Source organism: Bartonella tribocorum, from assembly GCF_002778015.1.
Classification (GTDB): Bacteria; Pseudomonadota; Alphaproteobacteria; order Rhizobiales; family Rhizobiaceae; genus Bartonella; species Bartonella tribocorum_B.
In genome coordinates, this window is record NZ_NJPP01000036.1 from 1 (window position 1) to 17,468 (window position 17,468).

At 39.0% G+C, this 17,468-nt stretch carries 16 protein-coding genes and 2 tRNA genes; 12 read left to right on the plus strand and 6 right to left on the minus strand.

Annotated elements, in window-relative coordinates:
• The coding region (locus CEV08_RS07895; protein WP_280951732.1) for a DnaB-like helicase C-terminal domain-containing protein at positions 1–455 on the plus strand (455 nt) is incomplete at its 5' end.
• Between the two features lie 214 nt (positions 456–669).
• The gene (locus CEV08_RS07900; RefSeq protein ID WP_100131099.1) at positions 670–1,023 is read left to right on the plus strand and encodes a transcriptional regulator; all 354 of its coding nucleotides are present in this window, start codon (positions 670–672) and stop codon (positions 1,021–1,023) included.
• An 89-nt stretch (positions 1,024–1,112) separates the two neighbouring features.
• On the opposite strand, the gene CEV08_RS07905 is transcribed toward CEV08_RS07900, so the two are convergent.
• Positions 1,113–1,187: transfer RNA gene (locus CEV08_RS07905), tRNA-Asn, on the minus strand.
• 185 nt (positions 1,188–1,372) lie between these two features.
• Here CEV08_RS07905 and CEV08_RS07910 point away from each other — a divergent pair.
• The 6 genes from CEV08_RS07910 to CEV08_RS07935 all read left to right on the plus strand — a co-directional run bounded on the left by CEV08_RS07910 (position 1,373) and on the right by CEV08_RS07935 (position 9,414).
• Positions 1,373–1,446, plus strand: a tRNA-Cys gene (locus CEV08_RS07910).
• Between the two features lie 215 nt (positions 1,447–1,661).
• The gene (locus CEV08_RS07915) at positions 1,662–2,336 is read left to right on the plus strand and encodes a protein-L-isoaspartate O-methyltransferase family protein (protein WP_100131100.1); all 675 of its coding nucleotides are present in this window, start codon (positions 1,662–1,664) and stop codon (positions 2,334–2,336) included.
• Between the two features lie 108 nt (positions 2,337–2,444).
• The gene (locus CEV08_RS07920; protein ID WP_100131101.1) at positions 2,445–3,686 is read left to right on the plus strand and encodes a TolC family outer membrane protein; all 1,242 of its coding nucleotides are present in this window, start codon (positions 2,445–2,447) and stop codon (positions 3,684–3,686) included.
• 244 nt (positions 3,687–3,930) lie between these two features.
• A complete protein-coding gene (locus CEV08_RS07925; protein WP_100131102.1) occupies positions 3,931–4,497 on the plus strand; it encodes a DUF2497 domain-containing protein in 567 nt (188 codons plus the stop codon).
• A gap of 149 nt (positions 4,498–4,646) precedes the next feature.
• Positions 4,647–7,370, plus strand: a complete 2,724-nt coding sequence (locus tag CEV08_RS07930) for a valine--tRNA ligase (RefSeq protein ID WP_100131103.1) — start codon at positions 4,647–4,649, stop codon at positions 7,368–7,370.
• 1,252 nt (positions 7,371–8,622) lie between these two features.
• Positions 8,623–9,414 (plus strand): tetratricopeptide repeat protein, encoded by a 792-nt coding sequence (locus CEV08_RS07935; RefSeq protein ID WP_100131104.1) that lies wholly within the window; start codon positions 8,623–8,625, stop codon positions 9,412–9,414.
• Positions 9,415–9,518: 104 nt separating this feature from the next.
• Here the strand turns inward: CEV08_RS07935 and CEV08_RS07940 are convergent, their stop codons facing one another.
• The 5 genes from CEV08_RS07940 to xth form a co-directional block, all read right to left on the minus strand.
• On the minus strand, positions 9,519–10,265 hold the full coding sequence (locus CEV08_RS07940; RefSeq protein ID WP_100131105.1) for an amino acid ABC transporter ATP-binding protein: 747 nt from the start codon (positions 10,263–10,265) through the stop codon (positions 9,519–9,521).
• Positions 10,266–10,275: 10 nt separating this feature from the next.
• Positions 10,276–10,992: an amino acid ABC transporter permease gene (locus CEV08_RS07945; RefSeq protein ID WP_100131106.1), complete on the minus strand. Its 717-nt coding sequence runs from the start codon at positions 10,990–10,992 to the stop codon at positions 10,276–10,278.
• A 2-nt stretch (positions 10,993–10,994) separates the two neighbouring features.
• The gene (locus tag CEV08_RS07950) at positions 10,995–11,747 is read right to left on the minus strand and encodes an amino acid ABC transporter permease (protein WP_100131107.1); all 753 of its coding nucleotides are present in this window, start codon (positions 11,745–11,747) and stop codon (positions 10,995–10,997) included.
• A gap of 140 nt (positions 11,748–11,887) precedes the next feature.
• Positions 11,888–12,793: a transporter substrate-binding domain-containing protein gene (locus CEV08_RS07955; RefSeq protein ID WP_100131108.1), complete on the minus strand. Its 906-nt coding sequence runs from the start codon at positions 12,791–12,793 to the stop codon at positions 11,888–11,890.
• A gap of 125 nt (positions 12,794–12,918) precedes the next feature.
• Entirely contained in the window at positions 12,919–13,701 is a 783-nt protein-coding gene (gene xth / locus CEV08_RS07960; protein ID WP_100131109.1) for an exodeoxyribonuclease III, read from the minus strand.
• 486 nt (positions 13,702–14,187) lie between these two features.
• On the opposite strand from xth, the gene rpsL reads away from it, so the two are divergent.
• From rpsL to CEV08_RS07980, 4 genes are all read left to right on the plus strand, one after another.
• On the plus strand, positions 14,188–14,559 hold the full coding sequence (rpsL, locus tag CEV08_RS07965; RefSeq protein WP_006589495.1) for a 30S ribosomal protein S12: 372 nt from the start codon (positions 14,188–14,190) through the stop codon (positions 14,557–14,559).
• Between the two features lie 18 nt (positions 14,560–14,577).
• A complete protein-coding gene (rpsG, locus tag CEV08_RS07970; protein ID WP_100131110.1) occupies positions 14,578–15,048 on the plus strand; it encodes a 30S ribosomal protein S7 in 471 nt (156 codons plus the stop codon).
• 24 nt (positions 15,049–15,072) lie between these two features.
• Positions 15,073–17,157: an elongation factor G gene (fusA, locus tag CEV08_RS07975; protein WP_100131111.1), complete on the plus strand. Its 2,085-nt coding sequence runs from the start codon at positions 15,073–15,075 to the stop codon at positions 17,155–17,157.
• Positions 17,158–17,220: 63 nt separating this feature from the next.
• Positions 17,221–17,468 (plus strand): GTP-binding protein (locus CEV08_RS07980; protein WP_245407073.1); only part of this gene is annotated, 248 nt, incomplete at its 3' end.

Below are 17,468 nucleotides of genomic sequence, written 5' to 3' on the forward strand. Positions count from 1 at the left end.
GGACAAGCGGTTCAAAGCGTTCTTCAGAAAACCGCGTTCAAGAAATGACAGCGATTACCATGGGGCTTAAAGCTTTGGCCAAAGAACTTAATATTCCCATCATTGCTCTTTCACAATTATCACGCCAAGTTGAAAACCGAACAGATAAACGTCCACAGCTTGCAGATCTACGAGAATCAGGTTCCATTGAACAAGATGCCGATATTGTGCTTTTTGTTTATCGTGAAGAATATTATCTCAAAAAGGAAGAGCCAAAAGAAGGCAGTGCTGAGTATAGCAGATGGCAAGAGACAATGGAGAAAGCCAAGGGCAAAGCTGTGGTTATTATAGCCAAACAACGCCATGGTCCAACAGGAATAGTTCCTCTTGCCTTTCAATCCGATTTTACACGCTTTAGTGACTTGGAAGACAATGGGAGCGTCTTAGAGAATACGCGTGATTATCATGCTTTGTAGGATAAAAGATCTGGAGGAGAAAAATCCAATAGGCTCTCACCCAAAATTACGAATCTTAAAACAGCCTTTGAAAGGCCTTTGAAGATCCTTTGAGCCCCCCTTAAAAATCCTTTGAAAAAAAATAAATTGATGCGAAACCTGCTGTCAAATTGTGCAAAACCCGATGACAAGCTACAATCAGAAGAAATATTCCTTCTCTAAAATGGATTTTTATATGGTTACATCCTTTGGTAAAATTTTACGTAAATTTCGTATTGATCACTCAGAACGTCTCTTAGATATATCTGTAAGATTTTTATCTTCTGTTGAAATTGGCAAGAAATCAGTACCGGTTGGTATGGAAGGTAAGATTATAGAGCTGTATGCTTTAGATAAAGCTACCGCTTCGCTGTTAAGAAAAGAAGCTTATTTCTGTCGAAAGAGCTTTATGATCAAAGCTTCAGATCCATTTTGCCGCGAAATCATTGATACACTTGTTAGAAATTTAGAGAATTTTCCACAACAGGACTTAACAAAATTTAAAAAATTGTTCGAAAAACTCGACGAAAAAAATTTCCTATACAGATAGGCTGAAAAATTCTATTTTTCCGCTTTCACTTATGCATTCCTCACATAAAAAATACTTGTAAAACCAATATATTCTTAATAAAAAAGAAGTGGCTCCCCGGGCCGGATTCGAACCAGCGACCAACCGGTTAACAGCCGGTTGCTCTACCGCTGAGCTACCGGGGAACGGCGCTCAATCATTTAGCTGAAGAGGCTATAGCAAAGCAATACTGATTTGCAAAGGATAAAATTACTTTTTTTAAAAAAAATGTGATAAATTGTGTAATAAGAGGAAAAAAGGCAAGAGAAGATTTCTACACCTTGACGGATGCTTTGCCTTCCCTTATTGAGACCTTTATGTTTGTTGATGAGGCCTTGTGGCGGAATGGTTACGCAGAGGACTGCAAATCCTTGTATCCCGGTTCGATTCCGGGCGAGGCCTCCAGCCGATTTTAAACGAAACGGCTTTTAGGGGAGGCATACGAAAAGAGATTATTTCCCCCTACAGTTGTAAAGACACTTTTGTGTGAAAGATTGTACTGTTAGAATCGAGTTGTTGACTGTCGTGTCTTTTTTTGTAACATCCATAGTTTAAGAGATCTTAGTCCTTCATTGTTGCTATTTTATTTGTTTTTTGTAGATTAGGAGAAAATAGTCGTTATGGTTGCAGATTTTGCTGAGCTTCGTCGCAAAATGGTTGACAATCAAATTCGTACAGTCGATGTAACGGATTTATCAGTTCTTGAAGCGTTTTTAACGATATCTCGTGAAGATTTTGTATCGGAAGATGTGAAAGCATTAAGCTATCTTGATACCGATATTGCTTTATGTTCAGCGCAAGATGAGGTTTCTGCACGCTATTTGATGAAGCCTGCATCTCTCGCAAAATTATTACAGCTTGCTGCTGTAAAATCATCAAATGTTGTTTTAAATATTGGTGCAAATAGTGGTTATTGTGCAGCCTTGCTTTCAAAACTTGCAGGGTCTGTGATTGCGTTGGAAAGTAATGAGGCTCTTTTTGAACGTGCTCTTGAAGCTTTAGAACGTAATCAATGCGATAATGTGGTTGTCATTCATGGTCCATTAGAGCAGGGATATGCCGTTGAGGGACCTTATGATGTAATTTTTATTGAGGGATCTGTCGATTTTATTCCACAAGGTATTTTTGAGCAAATGAAAGACAGTGGACGTCTTGTTGTGGTTGAAGGGCATGGAAATGCTGCTGTAGCACGAATCTATATCAAAGAAGATGGAATCATCTCAGCCCGTTGTGCTTTTAATCTCGCTGTAAAGCCTCTTCCTTGTTTTTTTAAAAAACCTGATTTTGTATTTTAGTGCTTGTTTGTTTTATGAATAAAAGATAATTCTGTTATTTATTTGGGGTTTGTGATTGTGTGTATTGCGTTTAAAATAAAGAAGAAGTTTCAAGCGTGTTTTTTGCTGGTGTTGAGTCTTTTTTTATCGGAGGCTGTTTGTGCTGAAACGTTGATGGATGCTTTTTCTAAAGCTTATAAAAACAATGCTAAGTTGAATAGTGAACGGGCGGCTGTTCGTATATCCGGTGATGATGTTGTGATTGCGCGATCAGGGTTATTACCACAAGTTGAAGGGGTTGGGAGTTATGGGCGGAATAAGTCTTTTTCAGGTCCTTATGTCACTTCTGGATCTATAGGCGTAAGATTAACCCAAAGATTATTTGACGGTTTTATCACGCAAAATATGTTTTCTTCCGCTCAAGTTAAGCTGCAGGCGCAACGTGAGTATCTTCGTAATGCTGAGCAAAATACATTTCTGGAGACTGTGACGGCTTATGCTAATGTCTATCAAGCACGTCGTATTGCCAATCTCCGGAGAGAAAATTTAGCTGCTCTTGAAGAGCAAGTTCGTTCCAATAAAGCAAAATTTGATGTGGGTGAGGGAGGGCGTGTTGATCTTGCTCAAGCTCAAGCTGCACGTTCCGTGGCGGTTTCAGAGCTGAGTCTTGCTCGTGCTGATGTAAAAGCAGCAGAGGCAGTGTATCGACAAATTATTGGTTCTGACCCTGAAAAGCTAAAACGTCCACCTGTTGCGACAGATTTTCCTGTCAATCTTGATATGGCTTACCAAATGAGCGCTGTGATGCACCCAGCAATCCTTTATGCTCAATATTTAGTCGATGCGAGTGGCTACAATGTAAAGGCGAAAGAAGGAGCGTTGCTCCCTAAAGTTGATTTTTCTGCAACAGCATCCTATAATCGAATTTACAGTGGTCCTGGAGAGGATGGCGTTTCTAAATCAATCGGATTGTCCGTGAGTGTTCCAATCTTTGAAGGAGGGCGTACGTCTGCGCAGATTCGCCAATCGAAGGAACAGCTTGGACAGGCACAGCTTCAACTTGATTTGGCGCGTAGTAATACAAGACAAGCACTTACTTCTGCTTGGTTTCAGTTGGAAGGTGCGCGTGCGTCTGTTGTTGCTTACCGTGAAAGTGTGCGTGCTGCTGAAATTGCTCTTAAAGGTCGTGTTCAAGAAAATCGTGTAGGGCAGGCAACAACATTGGATGTTTTAAATTCTCGTACTCAATTGATTAATGCTCAAATTGCGCTTGCAACGGCAGAGCGCAATGCTGTTGTGGCGAGCTATAGTGTTCAATCTTCTATTGGTAAATTGACTGCAAATTATCTAGGCTTAAAAACAATTCAATAATACGTAAAAGTAGCTCTTTTATCTCAAATCATTTTAGTTTTTTTTAAATTAGTTAATTAGCCGTTGGATATGTTGAAAATAGAGCGGTGATATGTTCTTTTAAGTGTAGAAAATTGTGCGTAGTGCCCTCTTTATGACAAGCATATTTGAAAATATCACGAGAGGCATGTTGATCTTATAATTCTTTTGCATACACTGAAAATGTGATTCTATTTGTTGTTGCGTCTTTGAGAGGTTGTAAAGCATGGTACAGAGTTCAAGCGTGTTACGTGAGCCAAGTATGGATGAAATTTTGACATCTATTCGTGAAATAATCGAAGAAAATGCGGTTCAATCTGATCACTTTTTAAATGAAGATGTTGCAGTGAATGCTTCGGGGGATCGTTTGGAAGTTGCGTCGGAAGGTGTTTATGATACAGCCTTATCGGTTGATGATGCTATGAAGGCTTTAGCTGATCGTATTGGTCTTTCTACTGAAAATCAAGGGGGGAGAAGTGCGCAAGAGAAAGAGGATACAAAGGTAGAAAACGATACAATTGGTGTGGATGTGCAAAAGATGAAGTTTTCTTCTGAAGAACGAAATTCTGATTATAAAGCAAAAGAATATGAAAGTGAAATCAAAAAGTCACCGTTAGAAGCTGGGGGAGCTGGTCGTGTAAAGTTGTCTGCGTATTGCATTTCTTCTGCAGAAAAGATTGCAAAGGATGTGTTGCGTCCGGCTATAGCAGAATGGTTGCAGTCTAAATTACCTGTTTTGTTGGAAGATATTTTACGTGAAGAGATTGTGAAGGCGATTAAAAAATCGTCTTAATTATTTTTTGATATTGTTTTTATGTTTTTCATTTTATGAAAAGTTTATTTGAGATCTTTCGGGCTCTCTAGTGAGGGGTGAGATTTGCGGGATTCTGATCGGGGTTTGATCATATATTGTGTTTTTCAGCGGCGTTATGGATGGATAGAATGTTAGAAAAAAACTATGATGCTGCTTCCATAGAGCAACGGGTTGCAAAGAGATGGGAGACTCGTGGGGCTTTTAAAGCGGGAGCGGGATCTAAAAGGGGGACAGAGCCTTTTTGCGTTATGCTTCCGCCTCCTAATGTTACAGGCTCACTTCATATGGGGCATGCGCTCAATACGACAATTCAAGATATCATGGTTAGATTTCAGCGGATGCGTGGCAAAAATGTATTGTGGCAGCCTGGTATGGATCATGCTGGGATTGCTACACAAATGGTTGTAGAGCGTCAACTTGCAGAACGCCAAGAGCCAACACGTCAAGAAATGGGGAGAGAAAAGTTTATTGAGCGTATTTGGGAGTGGCGCCATGAAACAGGAGGCATTATTGCAAACCAGTTGCGCCGCCTTGGCGTTTCATGTGATTGGTCGCGTGAGCGCTTTACAATGGATGAGGGGTTGTCGCAGGCTGTTCGTGAAGTCTTTGTCACGCTTTATAGGCAAGGATTGATATATAGAGATAAGCGCCTCGTCAATTGGGATCCTAAATTGTTGACGGCTATTTCGGATCTTGAAGTTGAGCAAAAAGAAGTTCAAGGACATTTATGGCACTTTAGATATCCACTTGAGGGTAAAATTTTTGACCCCAATGATGCGACAACTTTTATAACAGTGGCGACAACACGACCAGAAACAATGCTTGGTGATACAGGAATTGCTGTTCATCCTGAAGATGAGCGTTATAGAAATCTTATAGGTAAAAATGCTCTTTTGCCGCTTGTTGGTCGTCGGTTGTTGATTGTTGGTGATACGCATGCTGATCCTGAGGCTGGAAGTGGTGCTGTAAAAATCACACCTGCTCATGACTTTAATGACTTTGAAGTAGGACAGCGTAATGATTTACGCTTAATCAATATTTTTACCCAAAAAGCCGAGATTTTTCTCTGTGAGAATGAAGCGTTTTTTGAGGGGTTGGTTTTATCAGATGAATTAAAAATGTTAGTAGACAATCTTGATAAAGCTGATCGTTTTATTGCGCGCCAGAAGATTATTTCTTTTATGGAAGAACGAGGGTATTTAGCTTCTGTTGATGATCATTCCCATATGGTTCCTCATGGAGATCGCAGTGGTGTACCTATTGAACCTTTTTTGACAGATCAATGGTATGTTCATGCTGCCGAATTAGCGAAGCCAGCGATAGAAGCTGTTCAACAAGGAAAAACGCACTTTGTTCCTGATAACTGGAAAAAGACCTACTTCAATTGGATGCAAAATATTCAACCTTGGTGCATTTCTCGCCAATTATGGTGGGGGCATCAGATTCCTGCTTGGTATGGCCCTGATGGAACAGTTTTTGTGGAAAAAAGTGAGAAAGAGGCTTTAGATTCGGCTTTTGCTCATTATGGTGAGGTCGTTGAATTAATTCGTGATCCAGATGTTTTAGATACTTGGTTTTCATCAGCTCTTTGGCCTTTTTCAACATTAGGATGGCCTGATAAAACAACTGAATTATCCACTTTTTATCCAACATCTTTATCTGTGACAGGATTTGATATTATCTTTTTCTGGGTTGCTCGTATGATGATGATGGGACTTCACTTTATGGGTGAAGTTCCTTTCCCAACGGTTTATGTGCACGCTCTTGTCCGAGATCAAAAGGGGGCAAAGATGTCAAAATCAAAGGGAAATATTATTGATCCCTTAGAGCTTATTGATCAGTATAGCGCTGATGCTCTTCGTTTTACTTTGGCTATTATGGCCGCGCAAGGTCGTGATGTAAAACTTGATACTTCCCGCATTGCTGGTTATCGTAATTTTGCTACGAAATTGTGGAATGCTACCCGATTTGCACAGATGAATGGTGTGAAGCATGATCTAACTTTTAAGCCAGAACAAGCAAAGCTGGCCCTTAATCGTTGGATTTTAACTGAGCTTTCTAAAACGATTTCAGTAGTAACAGCGGGTATTGAACACTATAAGTTTAATGAGTCTGCAGCTGCTCTTTACCGTTTCATTTGGAATACATTTTGTGATTGGTATTTGGAACTTCTCAAACCACTTTTTCAGGGTGAAAATGAAGATGCTAAAAGTGAGGCTCAAGCTTGTACGGCTTGGGTTTTAGATGAAGTCTATAAACTTCTTCATCCCTTTATGCCTCATATGACAGAAGAATTGTGGTCTCTTACAGAAACGCAAGGGATCAAGCGTGAGGATATGCTCGCATTGACAAAATGGCCAGAGGAAACATTGATAGATGAGAAGGCTGCTGCTGATATTAATTGGCTTATTGATGTGGTGACGGGGATTCGGTCTGTACGTTTTGAAATGAATATTCCAGCAGCGACACGCGCACCTCTTGTCGTTGTCGAGGGAGGGGAAGTAACTCGGGAGCGTGTACAGCGTTATGATGCACTTCTTAAAAAGTTAGCGCGTATTGAAGTTATTGATTTTTCTGATAAAGTTCCGGAAGTATCGGCACAAATGATTTTGGGAGAGGCTGTTTTTTGTTTGCCATTAGGACAGTTGATTGATTTGGAGGCTGAACGTGTTCGTTTGAGGAAGGAGGTCTGTAAAATTGAACAAGATATTGAAAAAATATCGCTTAAGTTAAATAATCCCAGATTTATAGCAAATGCAAAAGCAGAAATTGTTGAAAATGAACAAAATAGGGTTGTAGAACTGCGTGCTGCGCAGAAAAAAATGTCTATTGCTTTAGAGCGGTTAGGCTGATTTTCACTTTTTGTTTTTCTATGAATGATTTTATAGCATTATGGTTGGTATTGATTTTTTTAAGAAGACTTTTTTTCGTGAATGCAGTCATGAAATCTTTATGGGGGCAGCGTTTTGGATTTATCAAAGAGATGTTTCTTAAGGCACTCAGGCTCATTCCGCTTTGGCGGCTGTGAATAGTATAACGGTAAATTGATTAAGCCTCTCCATCTTTACGCTTGTGAAGAACAAGTCAAGCGCCATCACACACTTAGCCAGCAGCTTGACGGTGGGCGAATAGATCTTGGCACTTAAAACGATTCAAGAGTTATTTTTAGTTCTTTCTTCCATAGTTTCATTTAACACAGGCTCTCCCTGCTTATCATGTGCAAGTCGAAGAGTTTTGATTGATTCAATATGAAACAGGTTCAAATAAGAGAATATTTACAATATTTGAGGGTTTCATGCAAGATGAGAAACAGTAAACTATGATTATAAATCAATATATTGACTTGTTTCGGAACACTATCACTTAGGGCAATAAGGCGTATAAAATTTTCACATGTGGTATTTTTGTCATTTATAGGTAGCGATGAATATTGGGGGGGCTTATTTTTGGAGAGCTTATAAAGGTGTAAGCATGTAAGGTCATTATATTTTTTAGCCTCCCATGTTATGATAGATCTTGTATGTGAGTATATTTATTGGAGGCGTTTAAAATTCTCTTTTAAGCTCATTTATAAACTTTTCTCATCATTTATTCACAAGTTATTTTAATGGTTTCAAGATGAGAAGAGGGAAGGAGTCTTTCTGTATTGAAGGGGATGATTCAAATTGGAAATAATAATTTATCTTTATAAATAAATGTCTTATCTATTAAGTAAAGCATAGAAAGCATCGAGCAATTAGAATTTAGCGAAAAAACTGTATTATTTACCGATTGATGGGTATGAGAAACTTTATCTTTAGCTAGAGAGACAGTCGTGAAGTTAGAAGTTATAAGTTAACGATCATTATTGTATTTGTCCATCTTTCATGTTATTTCTTGTGCTTAAATATTTACCATTCATCATATATCCCCTCCGTTCTCAAAATTCTGTTCAATGAGCGGGTTGTTTCATTGAACACTTTTGATATTTTTTATTTATTTTTCTTTTCTTTTAAAAATTTTACTTTAAAATCTTTCGTGTTTCTTACAAAGAAAAGTGTTTAAAGATCTACAAAGAAATTTGTAACAGATAGAACAATTAACATTGGGAGAGAGGGGGAAAAAATGGTCAAGAGATTTCAGATATGGAAAAAAGCTACGGTTGTTGCAACTTTAGGGGGATTTTTTTCGACTGTTTATGCAATAGATGTTAATAGCTTGCAGGAAGTGCATGATGGTTCGTTTTATTTTTTGACACGTGGTATGTCTGCTTATAAAAATGGGCAGATAAATCAGGCTATTTCAGCGCTACGTTGTGCCGCTAAGAGGGGGCATATTGGCGCGAATTGGAAACTTGGCTCTATCTACGTAAATGGTGATGGTGTCCCTAAAGATGATTACAAGGCTTATCGTTTTTTTGCATATATCGCTGAAAAAGGTGCTGATCTTGGCTCAGAGGATGAAAGTTATGTTTCTGATGCATTGGTTAAGCTTGCTGGATATATAAAAAAAGGTATTCCTCAATCGCCCGTGAAACCTAATCCTTCTTATGCCGCTCGTCTTTATATGCAGGCTGCGGTGAATTATAGAAATCCTAAAGCTCAGTATCATTTAGGAAAAATATTTTTAAAGGGAGAGGGACGGGAGAAGAATCTTATACAAGCAGCACGATGGTTTCAACTTTCAGCAAAAAGAGGAAACCCTTCTGCCCAAGCGATGCTTGGAAACATGCTTCTTAAAGAAGGAAAAATCGTTCGCGGTACGGCAATGCTAACTACAGCCTATGAAAAAGCGAACGTAAAAGACAAAAATTGGATTCGACCTTTGCAAGAGCACGCTTTTTTTCTTTGTAATGAATTTGAGAGACGTACAGCAATTTCACTGGTTGCTGATATTTTAAAAAACAAGAACTTTTAATTATCTTGTTGTAATATTTGTTTACACTCTCTCATCTGTTATTAAACTTTACTGTTTTGTGTCCAAGTTTACAGCAGAGATAGCTTTTTGCGATGATATAATGGCTAATGACTTAAGATCTTAGACAAAAATTCCTGCGCTCTTGGTGTTCTTTCTTGTGGATGAGAAAAGAACTCTTTAGATGAGCAATCTTCAAGAATTGTTCCTTGATCTATGAAAATAATACGCTCTGAGACTTTTTGTGCGAATCCCATTTCATGGGTTACACAAATCATTGTCATACCTTCTTCTGCTAAACTGATCATGACATCAAGCACTTCACCTACCATTTCAGGGTCTAGAGCAGAAGTTGGTTCATCAAAAAGCATAACAAGTGGATCCATGGTTAAAGCACGTGCAATAGCAACACGTTGTTGTTGTCCTCCAGAAAGTTGACCAGGATATTTATCTTTATGTTCAATAAGCCCCACACGTTCAAGATACAACAAACCACGTTCAAGTGCTTCTTTTTTGCTTCGTTTTAGAACTTTGATTTGGGCAATTGTCAAATTTTCTGTGACAGATAAATGGGGAAAAAGCTCGAAGTGTTGAAATACCATTCCCACCTGACTGCGTAATTTAGGCAGATTCGTTTGTTTTGAATGAACGGGTATTCCATTAATCCAAATTTCACCTTTTTGAAAAGGGACGAGAGCGTTAATGGTCTTAATGAGTGTTGACTTTCCTGATCCTGATGGCCCACAAACGACAACAACTTCTCCTTTATTAATGTTGGTTGTACAGCTTTTAAGAACTTGAACTTCACCATACCAGTTAGAAACATTTTTTATTTCGATCATATGAGTAGACATTTTTTCCCCGTTAGCGAATAATGGACACCTTTTTTTGTACATATAAAACGATTTGTGACAGTGTAAAACAGATAACAAAATAGAAAATAGCTGCTAGGATATACGCTTCTTGCTTTACACCAAAATTATTAGCAGCAATATCAAAACCATTCAAAAGGCTATGACCACTGATGGCATAAACAAGGGTTGTATCCTGAAAAAGAATAATGACTTGTGTTAAAAAAACTGGAAGCATATCTCTAAAGGCTTGAGGAAGAATGACAATGTACATACTTTGCCAATATGTCATTCCAAGAGCTTGGCCTGCATATTTTTGTCCTTGCGAAACTGAATTGATACCAGCACGCATAATTTCAGCAAAATAAGCCGTTTCAAATGCGGTAAAGGTAATGAGTGCTGATTTATTGGCACCGATGGATGTCCCTGTTAAAAAAGGCAGAAGCACGAAAAACCATAAGATAACCATCACAAGGGGTATCGAACGCATAGCTGTTATGTAAACGATTGCAAACCAAGAAAGAATTTTTATGGAAGAAAGGCGTATCATTGCTAAAAGCGTGCCGAAAATAAATCCCAGTACCGTTGCAAAAAGCGTTAGAAAAACGCTAAAGAGCAAGCCTGATAAAATGTAAGAACGAAATACATCAAAGGTAAAAAAGGAAAAATCAAAATTTGAAAAATTGAAAGGAAAATAAAGTCCAAATTGAGAGCTTATGAAATCTATCATATTCAATTTCCCTTTGTTTGGAAATTAGGAATTTTGAGTATTTGTTCAATCACGGTCATCACAATAAATACGAATAAGGCTAACAGAATATAAAGAATCGTAACAAGCAAATAGTTTTCGTAAACATGACTTATTTCTTCAATTGCTTGATATTGAAATTGCATGAGTTCATTTATTGAAACAGCGAATGCTATAGATGAATTCTTTACAATACCCATTGCTTCTGAAGTAAGCGGCGGCATAATTGCACGAATAGCACGCGGCAATATAATATAACGATAACTTTGATACGTTGTAAACCCCATTGCCATAGCAGCATAGCGTTGTCCTGAAGGAATCGCTTCAATGCCTGAACGAACTTGTTCTGCAATGCGTGCCGATGTAAAAAATCCCAATGCACATGTTATTAAGAGAATGGGGGGAAAGTTCATCGCTGGTGGATAGATCTTGGGAACAACAAAATACCATAAAAATACCTGTACAAGGAGGGGAATATTACGCATAACTTCTACCCAAATAACACCGATAGTGCGAAATACACAATTGATGATGGATGTTTTAGGTAAAGTGCGCATTGTCCCTATAATAATACCACAAAATATAGCTAATATAAGTGAAGTGATGGACAATATAACCGTATTTTTTAAGCCATCAAGAAGTGTGTCTAGATAAGTATGACTCACCCCAAGAGTACCCAAGCATCCTGTTACCAGTGTTTGAGTAAGGTCATCTCTACAAAGGAAAGAAAAATCCATTAATTAATATTCCCTCAAATTAGGCATTCACAAATAAGACAATAGATCAAGCCTATTTACATAGGCAGAATTTACTAAAAAGTGAACTAAAATATAAACCACACTCAATTTTTAAAGAGTGTGGTTCTTCTTTTCAAATTCTACAAATCTTTTTCTGTATAGCTTTCCCGCGGCTTATTGTTTGGGTAATCCCAAGCATATCTTGTTTGTTTTGATAAGGGAAGGTTCATAACAGTATTAGCAGGTGGAATCGGTTTCATAAACCACTTATTATAAAGTTTTTCAAGTGATTTGTCTTTAATCTGACGAACGATGCTATCGTTGATTGCTTGTTCAAATTTTTTGTCATGTAATCTAAGCATGCAGGCGATGGGTTCGACTGAAAGTACGGTGTCAAGAATGACATAATCAGATGGATTTTTTGATTTTGCAATATGTCCAGCAAGAATTGAAGCATCCATAACAAATGCATCGGCACGACCAGATTCGAGTAATAAGAAACTATCTCCGTGATCTTTTCCTTGAACGACCTTAAAGTGAATGTTTTTTGCACGTTTGTTTTTACGAATAAGTTGAACAGATGTCGTACCGGTGGTTGTTGCAACTGTTTTTCCATTTAAATCGTCAAGAGATTTAATGTTAGAATTTTTCTTCACAGCAATCCGAACTTCTTCAACGTATGTCGTATAAGCAAATGCTGCTTCTTTACTACGGGAAGTATCATTTGTTGTTGAGCCGCACTCAAAATCATAGGTTTTATTTTTTAAGAGAGGAATTCTATTTTGAGAAGTGATGGGAAGATAATGAATTTTAATCGGTTTACCAATTTTTTTTGAGATATCATCAATGATACGTTCTGCCATTTCTGTATGAAAACCTACATATTTATTATTACCAAGGGCGTAGGCTAAACCAGATGATTCACGGACACCTAAAGTGATTTCTCCTGTTCGTTTTATTTTTTCAAGCGTATCATTTCCAGCATGCGCAACACTGGTGAGCCCAATGGTTGTTGCCGCAATAAACATTAATAATGATTTCTTCATTTCTGTCCTCCATTCATTTATTTTTTATTGTAATTATTTAAGATATACTGTTTTCACGGTGTAACATAGTTATTCTTCTGAGTGGAATCTTTTTTATTGTTTCATGAAATAAGAGCTATACTTTTTTAATTGACATTAAGATGAATCCAAACAGGAACATGGTCAGATGGTTTTTGGTATCCCCTTACCTCTGTTTGACTATGAGCGCAGATGAGCTGATCAACCGCTTCTGGTGATAAGAGTAAATGGTCAATGCGAATCCCATTATTTTTAGGCCATGCCCCAGCCTGAAAATCCCAAAAACTAAAAGAGGGTGTATCGGTAACATTCCGGATAGCATCGTAAAGACCTAAATGAAGAATACGTTGGAATGCTTTTCTTGTTTCTTGAAGAAATAAGGCATCTTGATTCCATTCTTGAGGTTTTTTTGCATCTAATGGGGCAGGGATGACATTATAATCACCGGCTAGCACAAGGGGCTCTTCATAGGCAAGCAATGATTTTGCATGTGTATATAATCTTTCCATCCATTCCATCTTATAGGAATATTTTTCACTCTCAATAGGGTTCCCATTTGGCAAATAGAGAGATGCAATACGTACAACGCCTTTGTTTGTTGAATAAACGGCTTCAATGTAGCGTGTTTGTTCATCATTATCATTGCCTGGTAATCGACGGATCACTTCATCGGGTGTTTTTTTAGAAAGAATCGCAACGCCATTAAAACTTTTTTGTCCGTGTGTTTCTATATGGTAACCTAGATTCTCAATGGCATCACGTGGAAAATTTTCATCAATACTTTTAATTTCCTGTAGACAGACTATGTCTGGCTGACTTTGCTGTAGCCATTGATACAATGTTTCATGTCGTGCTTTTATTCCGGCAATATTCCACGTTGCTATTTTCATGGTGCTCATCAATGATATCAAATATGCAATTCAATTTTCTGCGTTAGTGTTTTATCGCATTCACATCGTTTTTTTATTTATTAGGGCGATATTAGTATGATGAATCGATTTATCAAGAGTTTCGATAAAAGCAATTTGAACGTTTTAAAATTTAATTTATTTTCATTTTTGAAAACTTTCTGCTGTTTAGTTCTTGACGAATGTTTGTGTTCTCGCTATTAGACACCAATATAACTGATGTGGAAGTGATCATTTGTTTTGGATGTGGTCCAGAAGATCATTTAAACAGGCGTTAAGATTAAAAGCAAATGTAGTGCAAGAGGCTATTGCCTTCTCTGCTTGTGATCGGGTAGGCTGTTTCTAGCAGGTGTGCCCGATTTTGTGTGTAGATCAGACGTCTATTCCGATTCTGTTGGAATAGGTTGAGATAAAAATAGGAAAGCCCGATTGGGCGAGATGAATTTAGATCGAAAAGAGGAAGGTTACATGCCTACCGTAAATCAATTGATTCGCAAGCCACGTGTAGTGCCTGTCAAGCGTAATAAAGTTCCTGCTCTGCAGTCGAATCCGCAAAAGCGTGGTGTTTGTACGCGTGTTTATACAACAACACCGAAGAAACCTAATTCTGCTCTTCGTAAAGTTGCAAAAATTCGTTTGACGAATGGATTTGAGGTGATTGGTTATATTCCTGGAGAAGGACATAATCTTCAAGAGCACTCTGTTGTAATGATTCGTGGTGGTCGTGTGAAGGATTTGCCAGGAGTTCGTTATCACATTATTCGTGGTTTGCTTGATACGCAGGGTGTCAAGAATCGTAAACAGCGTCGTTCAAAATATGGCGCGAAGCGTCCAAAATAATATTGAGAGACAAAGCTAATGTCCCGTCGTCATAGAGCAGAAAAGCGTGAAATTAATCCAGATCCTAAATTTGGTGATTTGGTTATTATGAAATTTATGAATGCCATTATGTTTGATGGTAAAAAATCAGTTGCAGAGCGTATTGTTTATGGTGCGCTTGATTCTGTAGAAAAAAGGGTAAAGACAGATCCAGTAGATCTGTTTCATCGGGCTTTAGAGAATGTTGCGCCTCATGTTGAGGTTCGTTCGCGCCGTATTGGTGGTGCTACTTATCAGGTTCCGACAGATGTTCGTCCTGATCGTCGTCAAGCGCTTGCTATTCGCTGGTTGATCGCTGCTGCGCGTGGTCGGAATGAGACAACGATGATTGAACGTTTGTCTGGTGAATTAATGGATGCGGCTAATAATCGCGGTTCTGCCGTGAAAAAGCGTGAGGATGTTCATCGTATGGCTGAAGCTAACCGTGCATTCTCGCATTATCGCTGGTAAAGGTTTTAAACTAAGGCAAATATGATGGCTCGCGAATATAAAATTGAAGATTATCGTAATTTTGGTATTATGGCGCACATTGACGCTGGTAAGACTACGATGACGGAGCGTATTCTGTTCTATACGGGTAAGAATCATAAAATCGGTGAGACACACGATGGTGCTTCTACGATGGATTGGATGGAGCAGGAACAAGAGCGCGGTATTACGATTACATCTGCTGCGACGACGACTTTTTGGGAGGGGCGTGACGGTCGGAAGCGTCGCTTTAATATTATTGATACACCAGGGCACGTTGATTTTACCATTGAGGTTGAGCGCTCTTTGCGTGTTCTTGATGGGGCGATAGCGTTGTTGGATGCTAATGCTGGTGTTGAGCCTCAGACAGAAACTGTTTGGCGACAGGCTGAAAAATATTGTGTCCCTCGCATGGTTTTTGTTAATAAGATGGATAAAATAGGGGCTGATTTCTATCGTAGTGTGGAAATGGTTGGTTCGCGGTTGGGAGCTAAGGCGCTTGTTGTGCAGTTGCCGATTGGTGCTGAAAATGACTTTGAAGGTGTTGTTGATCTTGTTGAGATGAAGGCTTTGAAGTGGGATGGCTCTATTGGTTCCTCAGCTGTGATAAGTGAAATTCCTTCTGATTTAAAGGAAAAGGCTGAAGAGTATCGCGAGAAACTCATTGAGATGGCTGTGGAGGTCGATGAGGCTGCTATGGAGGCTTATTTGGAAGGTGTTATGCCAACCAACGAGCAACTTGTTTCTCTTATTCGTAAGGGAACTGTAGAAGTTCAGTTTCACCCTGTTCTTTGTGGTACGGCCTTTAAAAATAAGGGTGTGCAGCCGCTTTTGGATGCTGTTGTTTCTTATCTTCCTTCTCCGATTGATATTCCGGCGATTAAGGGTATTGATGTGAAGACTGAGGCTGAGACGACACGCGAGTCTTCAGATGATGCTCCGCTGTCGATGCTTGCCTTTAAAATTATGAATGATCCTTTTGTTGGTTCGTTGACTTTCTGTCGTATTTACTCTGGTAAGGTTCATAAAGGTGTTTCTCTTGAGAATACTGTAAAGGGGAAGAAAGAGCGTTTAGGGCGTATGCTTCAAATGCATTCAAATTCTCGTGAGGATATTGATGAAGCATTTGCTGGTGATATTGTTGCCCTTGCCGGTCTGAAGGAAACAACAACAGGTGATACGCTTTGTGATCCTTTGAAGTCTGTTATTTTGGAGCGGATGGAATTTCCAGAACCTGTTATTGAGATTGCCATTGAACCAAAAACAAAAGCAGATCAGGAAAAAATGGGTATTGCTCTTAATCGTTTGGCAGCGGAAGATCCTTCGTTTCGTGTTAAGTCGGATGAGGAATCGGGTCAGACTATTATCGCTGGAATGGGTGAGCTTCATCTTGATATTATTGTTGATCGTATGCGGCGTGAGTTTAAGGTTGAAGCAAATGTTGGGCAACCTCAGGTTGCTTATCGTGAATCAATTACTAAAATGGCGGAAATTGATTACACTCATAAGAAACAATCAGGTGGTGCTGGTCAATTCGCTCGTGTGAAAATTGTTTTTGAGCCTCATGAAGGTGATGATTTTATTTTTGAGTCGAAGATTGTTGGTGGTGCTGTTCCTAAAGAATATATTCCGGGTGTCCAAAAGGGAATTGAAAGTGTTATGGGGTCGGGTCCTCTTGCGGGATTCCCTATGCTTGGTGTAAAAGCGACACTCATTGATGGTGGTTATCACGATGTTGATTCTTCTGTGTTGGCTTTTGAAATTGCTGCACGTGCAGCTTTTCGTGATGGCGCAAAAAAGGCTGGTGCACAGCTTCTTGAGCCAATCATGAAAGTGGAAGTTGTTACACCAGATGATTATGTTGGTGATGTTATTGGTGATCTCAATTCTCGTCGGGGGCAGATTTCAGGAACTGAAGCGCGCGGTATTGCAACGGTTGTGAATGCGATGGTTCCCTTGGCGAATATGTTTGGTTATGTGAATACCCTTCGCTCTATGAGTCAGGGGCGTGCGCAGTATACAATGCAGTTTGATCATTACGAGCCTGTTCCTTCGGCTGTTGCTTTGGAGATTCAAAAGAAATACGCTTAATTTCAGGTTGGTAAATTAATTTTTAACTTAGTCCTTGGCTTGGACGGAAAATGGAGAGCTCAAATGGCGAAGAGCAAATTTGAACGAACAAAACCGCATGTTAATATAGGTACGATTGGTCACGTTGATCATGGGAAGACTTCGTTGACAGCAGCGATTACGAAATTTTTTGGTGAGTTTAAAGCATATGATCAAATTGATGCAGCACCAGAAGAGCGCGCACGTGGTATTACTATTTCTACAGCCCACGTTGAGTATGAAACGGAAAATCGTCACTATGCCCACGTTGACTGCCCAGGACACGCAGATTA

Bases quoted from the DNA above. Each gene is read 5' to 3' on its own strand.
- CEV08_RS07915 (WP_100131100.1), top strand. From the start codon at position 1,662: ATGGTTGCAGATTTTGCTGAGCTTCGTCGCAAAATGGTTGACAATCAA.
- CEV08_RS07925 (WP_100131102.1), top strand. From the start codon at position 3,931: ATGGTACAGAGTTCAAGCGTGTTACGTGAGCCAAGTATGGATGAAATT.
- CEV08_RS07945 (WP_100131106.1), bottom strand. From the start codon at position 10,992: ATGATAGATTTCATAAGCTCTCAATTTGGACTTTATTTTCCTTTCAAT.
- CEV08_RS07930 (WP_100131103.1), top strand. From the start codon at position 4,647: ATGTTAGAAAAAAACTATGATGCTGCTTCCATAGAGCAACGGGTTGCA.
- CEV08_RS07935 (WP_100131104.1), top strand. From the start codon at position 8,623: ATGGTCAAGAGATTTCAGATATGGAAAAAAGCTACGGTTGTTGCAACT.
- xth (WP_100131109.1), bottom strand. From the start codon at position 13,701: ATGAAAATAGCAACGTGGAATATTGCCGGAATAAAAGCACGACATGAA.
- CEV08_RS07955 (WP_100131108.1), bottom strand. From the start codon at position 12,793: ATGAAGAAATCATTATTAATGTTTATTGCGGCAACAACCATTGGGCTC.
- rpsG (WP_100131110.1), top strand. From the start codon at position 14,578: ATGTCCCGTCGTCATAGAGCAGAAAAGCGTGAAATTAATCCAGATCCT.
- CEV08_RS07900 (WP_100131099.1), top strand. From the start codon at position 670: ATGGTTACATCCTTTGGTAAAATTTTACGTAAATTTCGTATTGATCAC.
- CEV08_RS07950 (WP_100131107.1), bottom strand. From the start codon at position 11,747: ATGGATTTTTCTTTCCTTTGTAGAGATGACCTTACTCAAACACTGGTA.
- rpsL (WP_006589495.1), top strand. From the start codon at position 14,188: ATGCCTACCGTAAATCAATTGATTCGCAAGCCACGTGTAGTGCCTGTC.
- CEV08_RS07940 (WP_100131105.1), bottom strand. From the start codon at position 10,265: ATGTCTACTCATATGATCGAAATAAAAAATGTTTCTAACTGGTATGGT.
- fusA (WP_100131111.1), top strand. From the start codon at position 15,073: ATGGCTCGCGAATATAAAATTGAAGATTATCGTAATTTTGGTATTATG.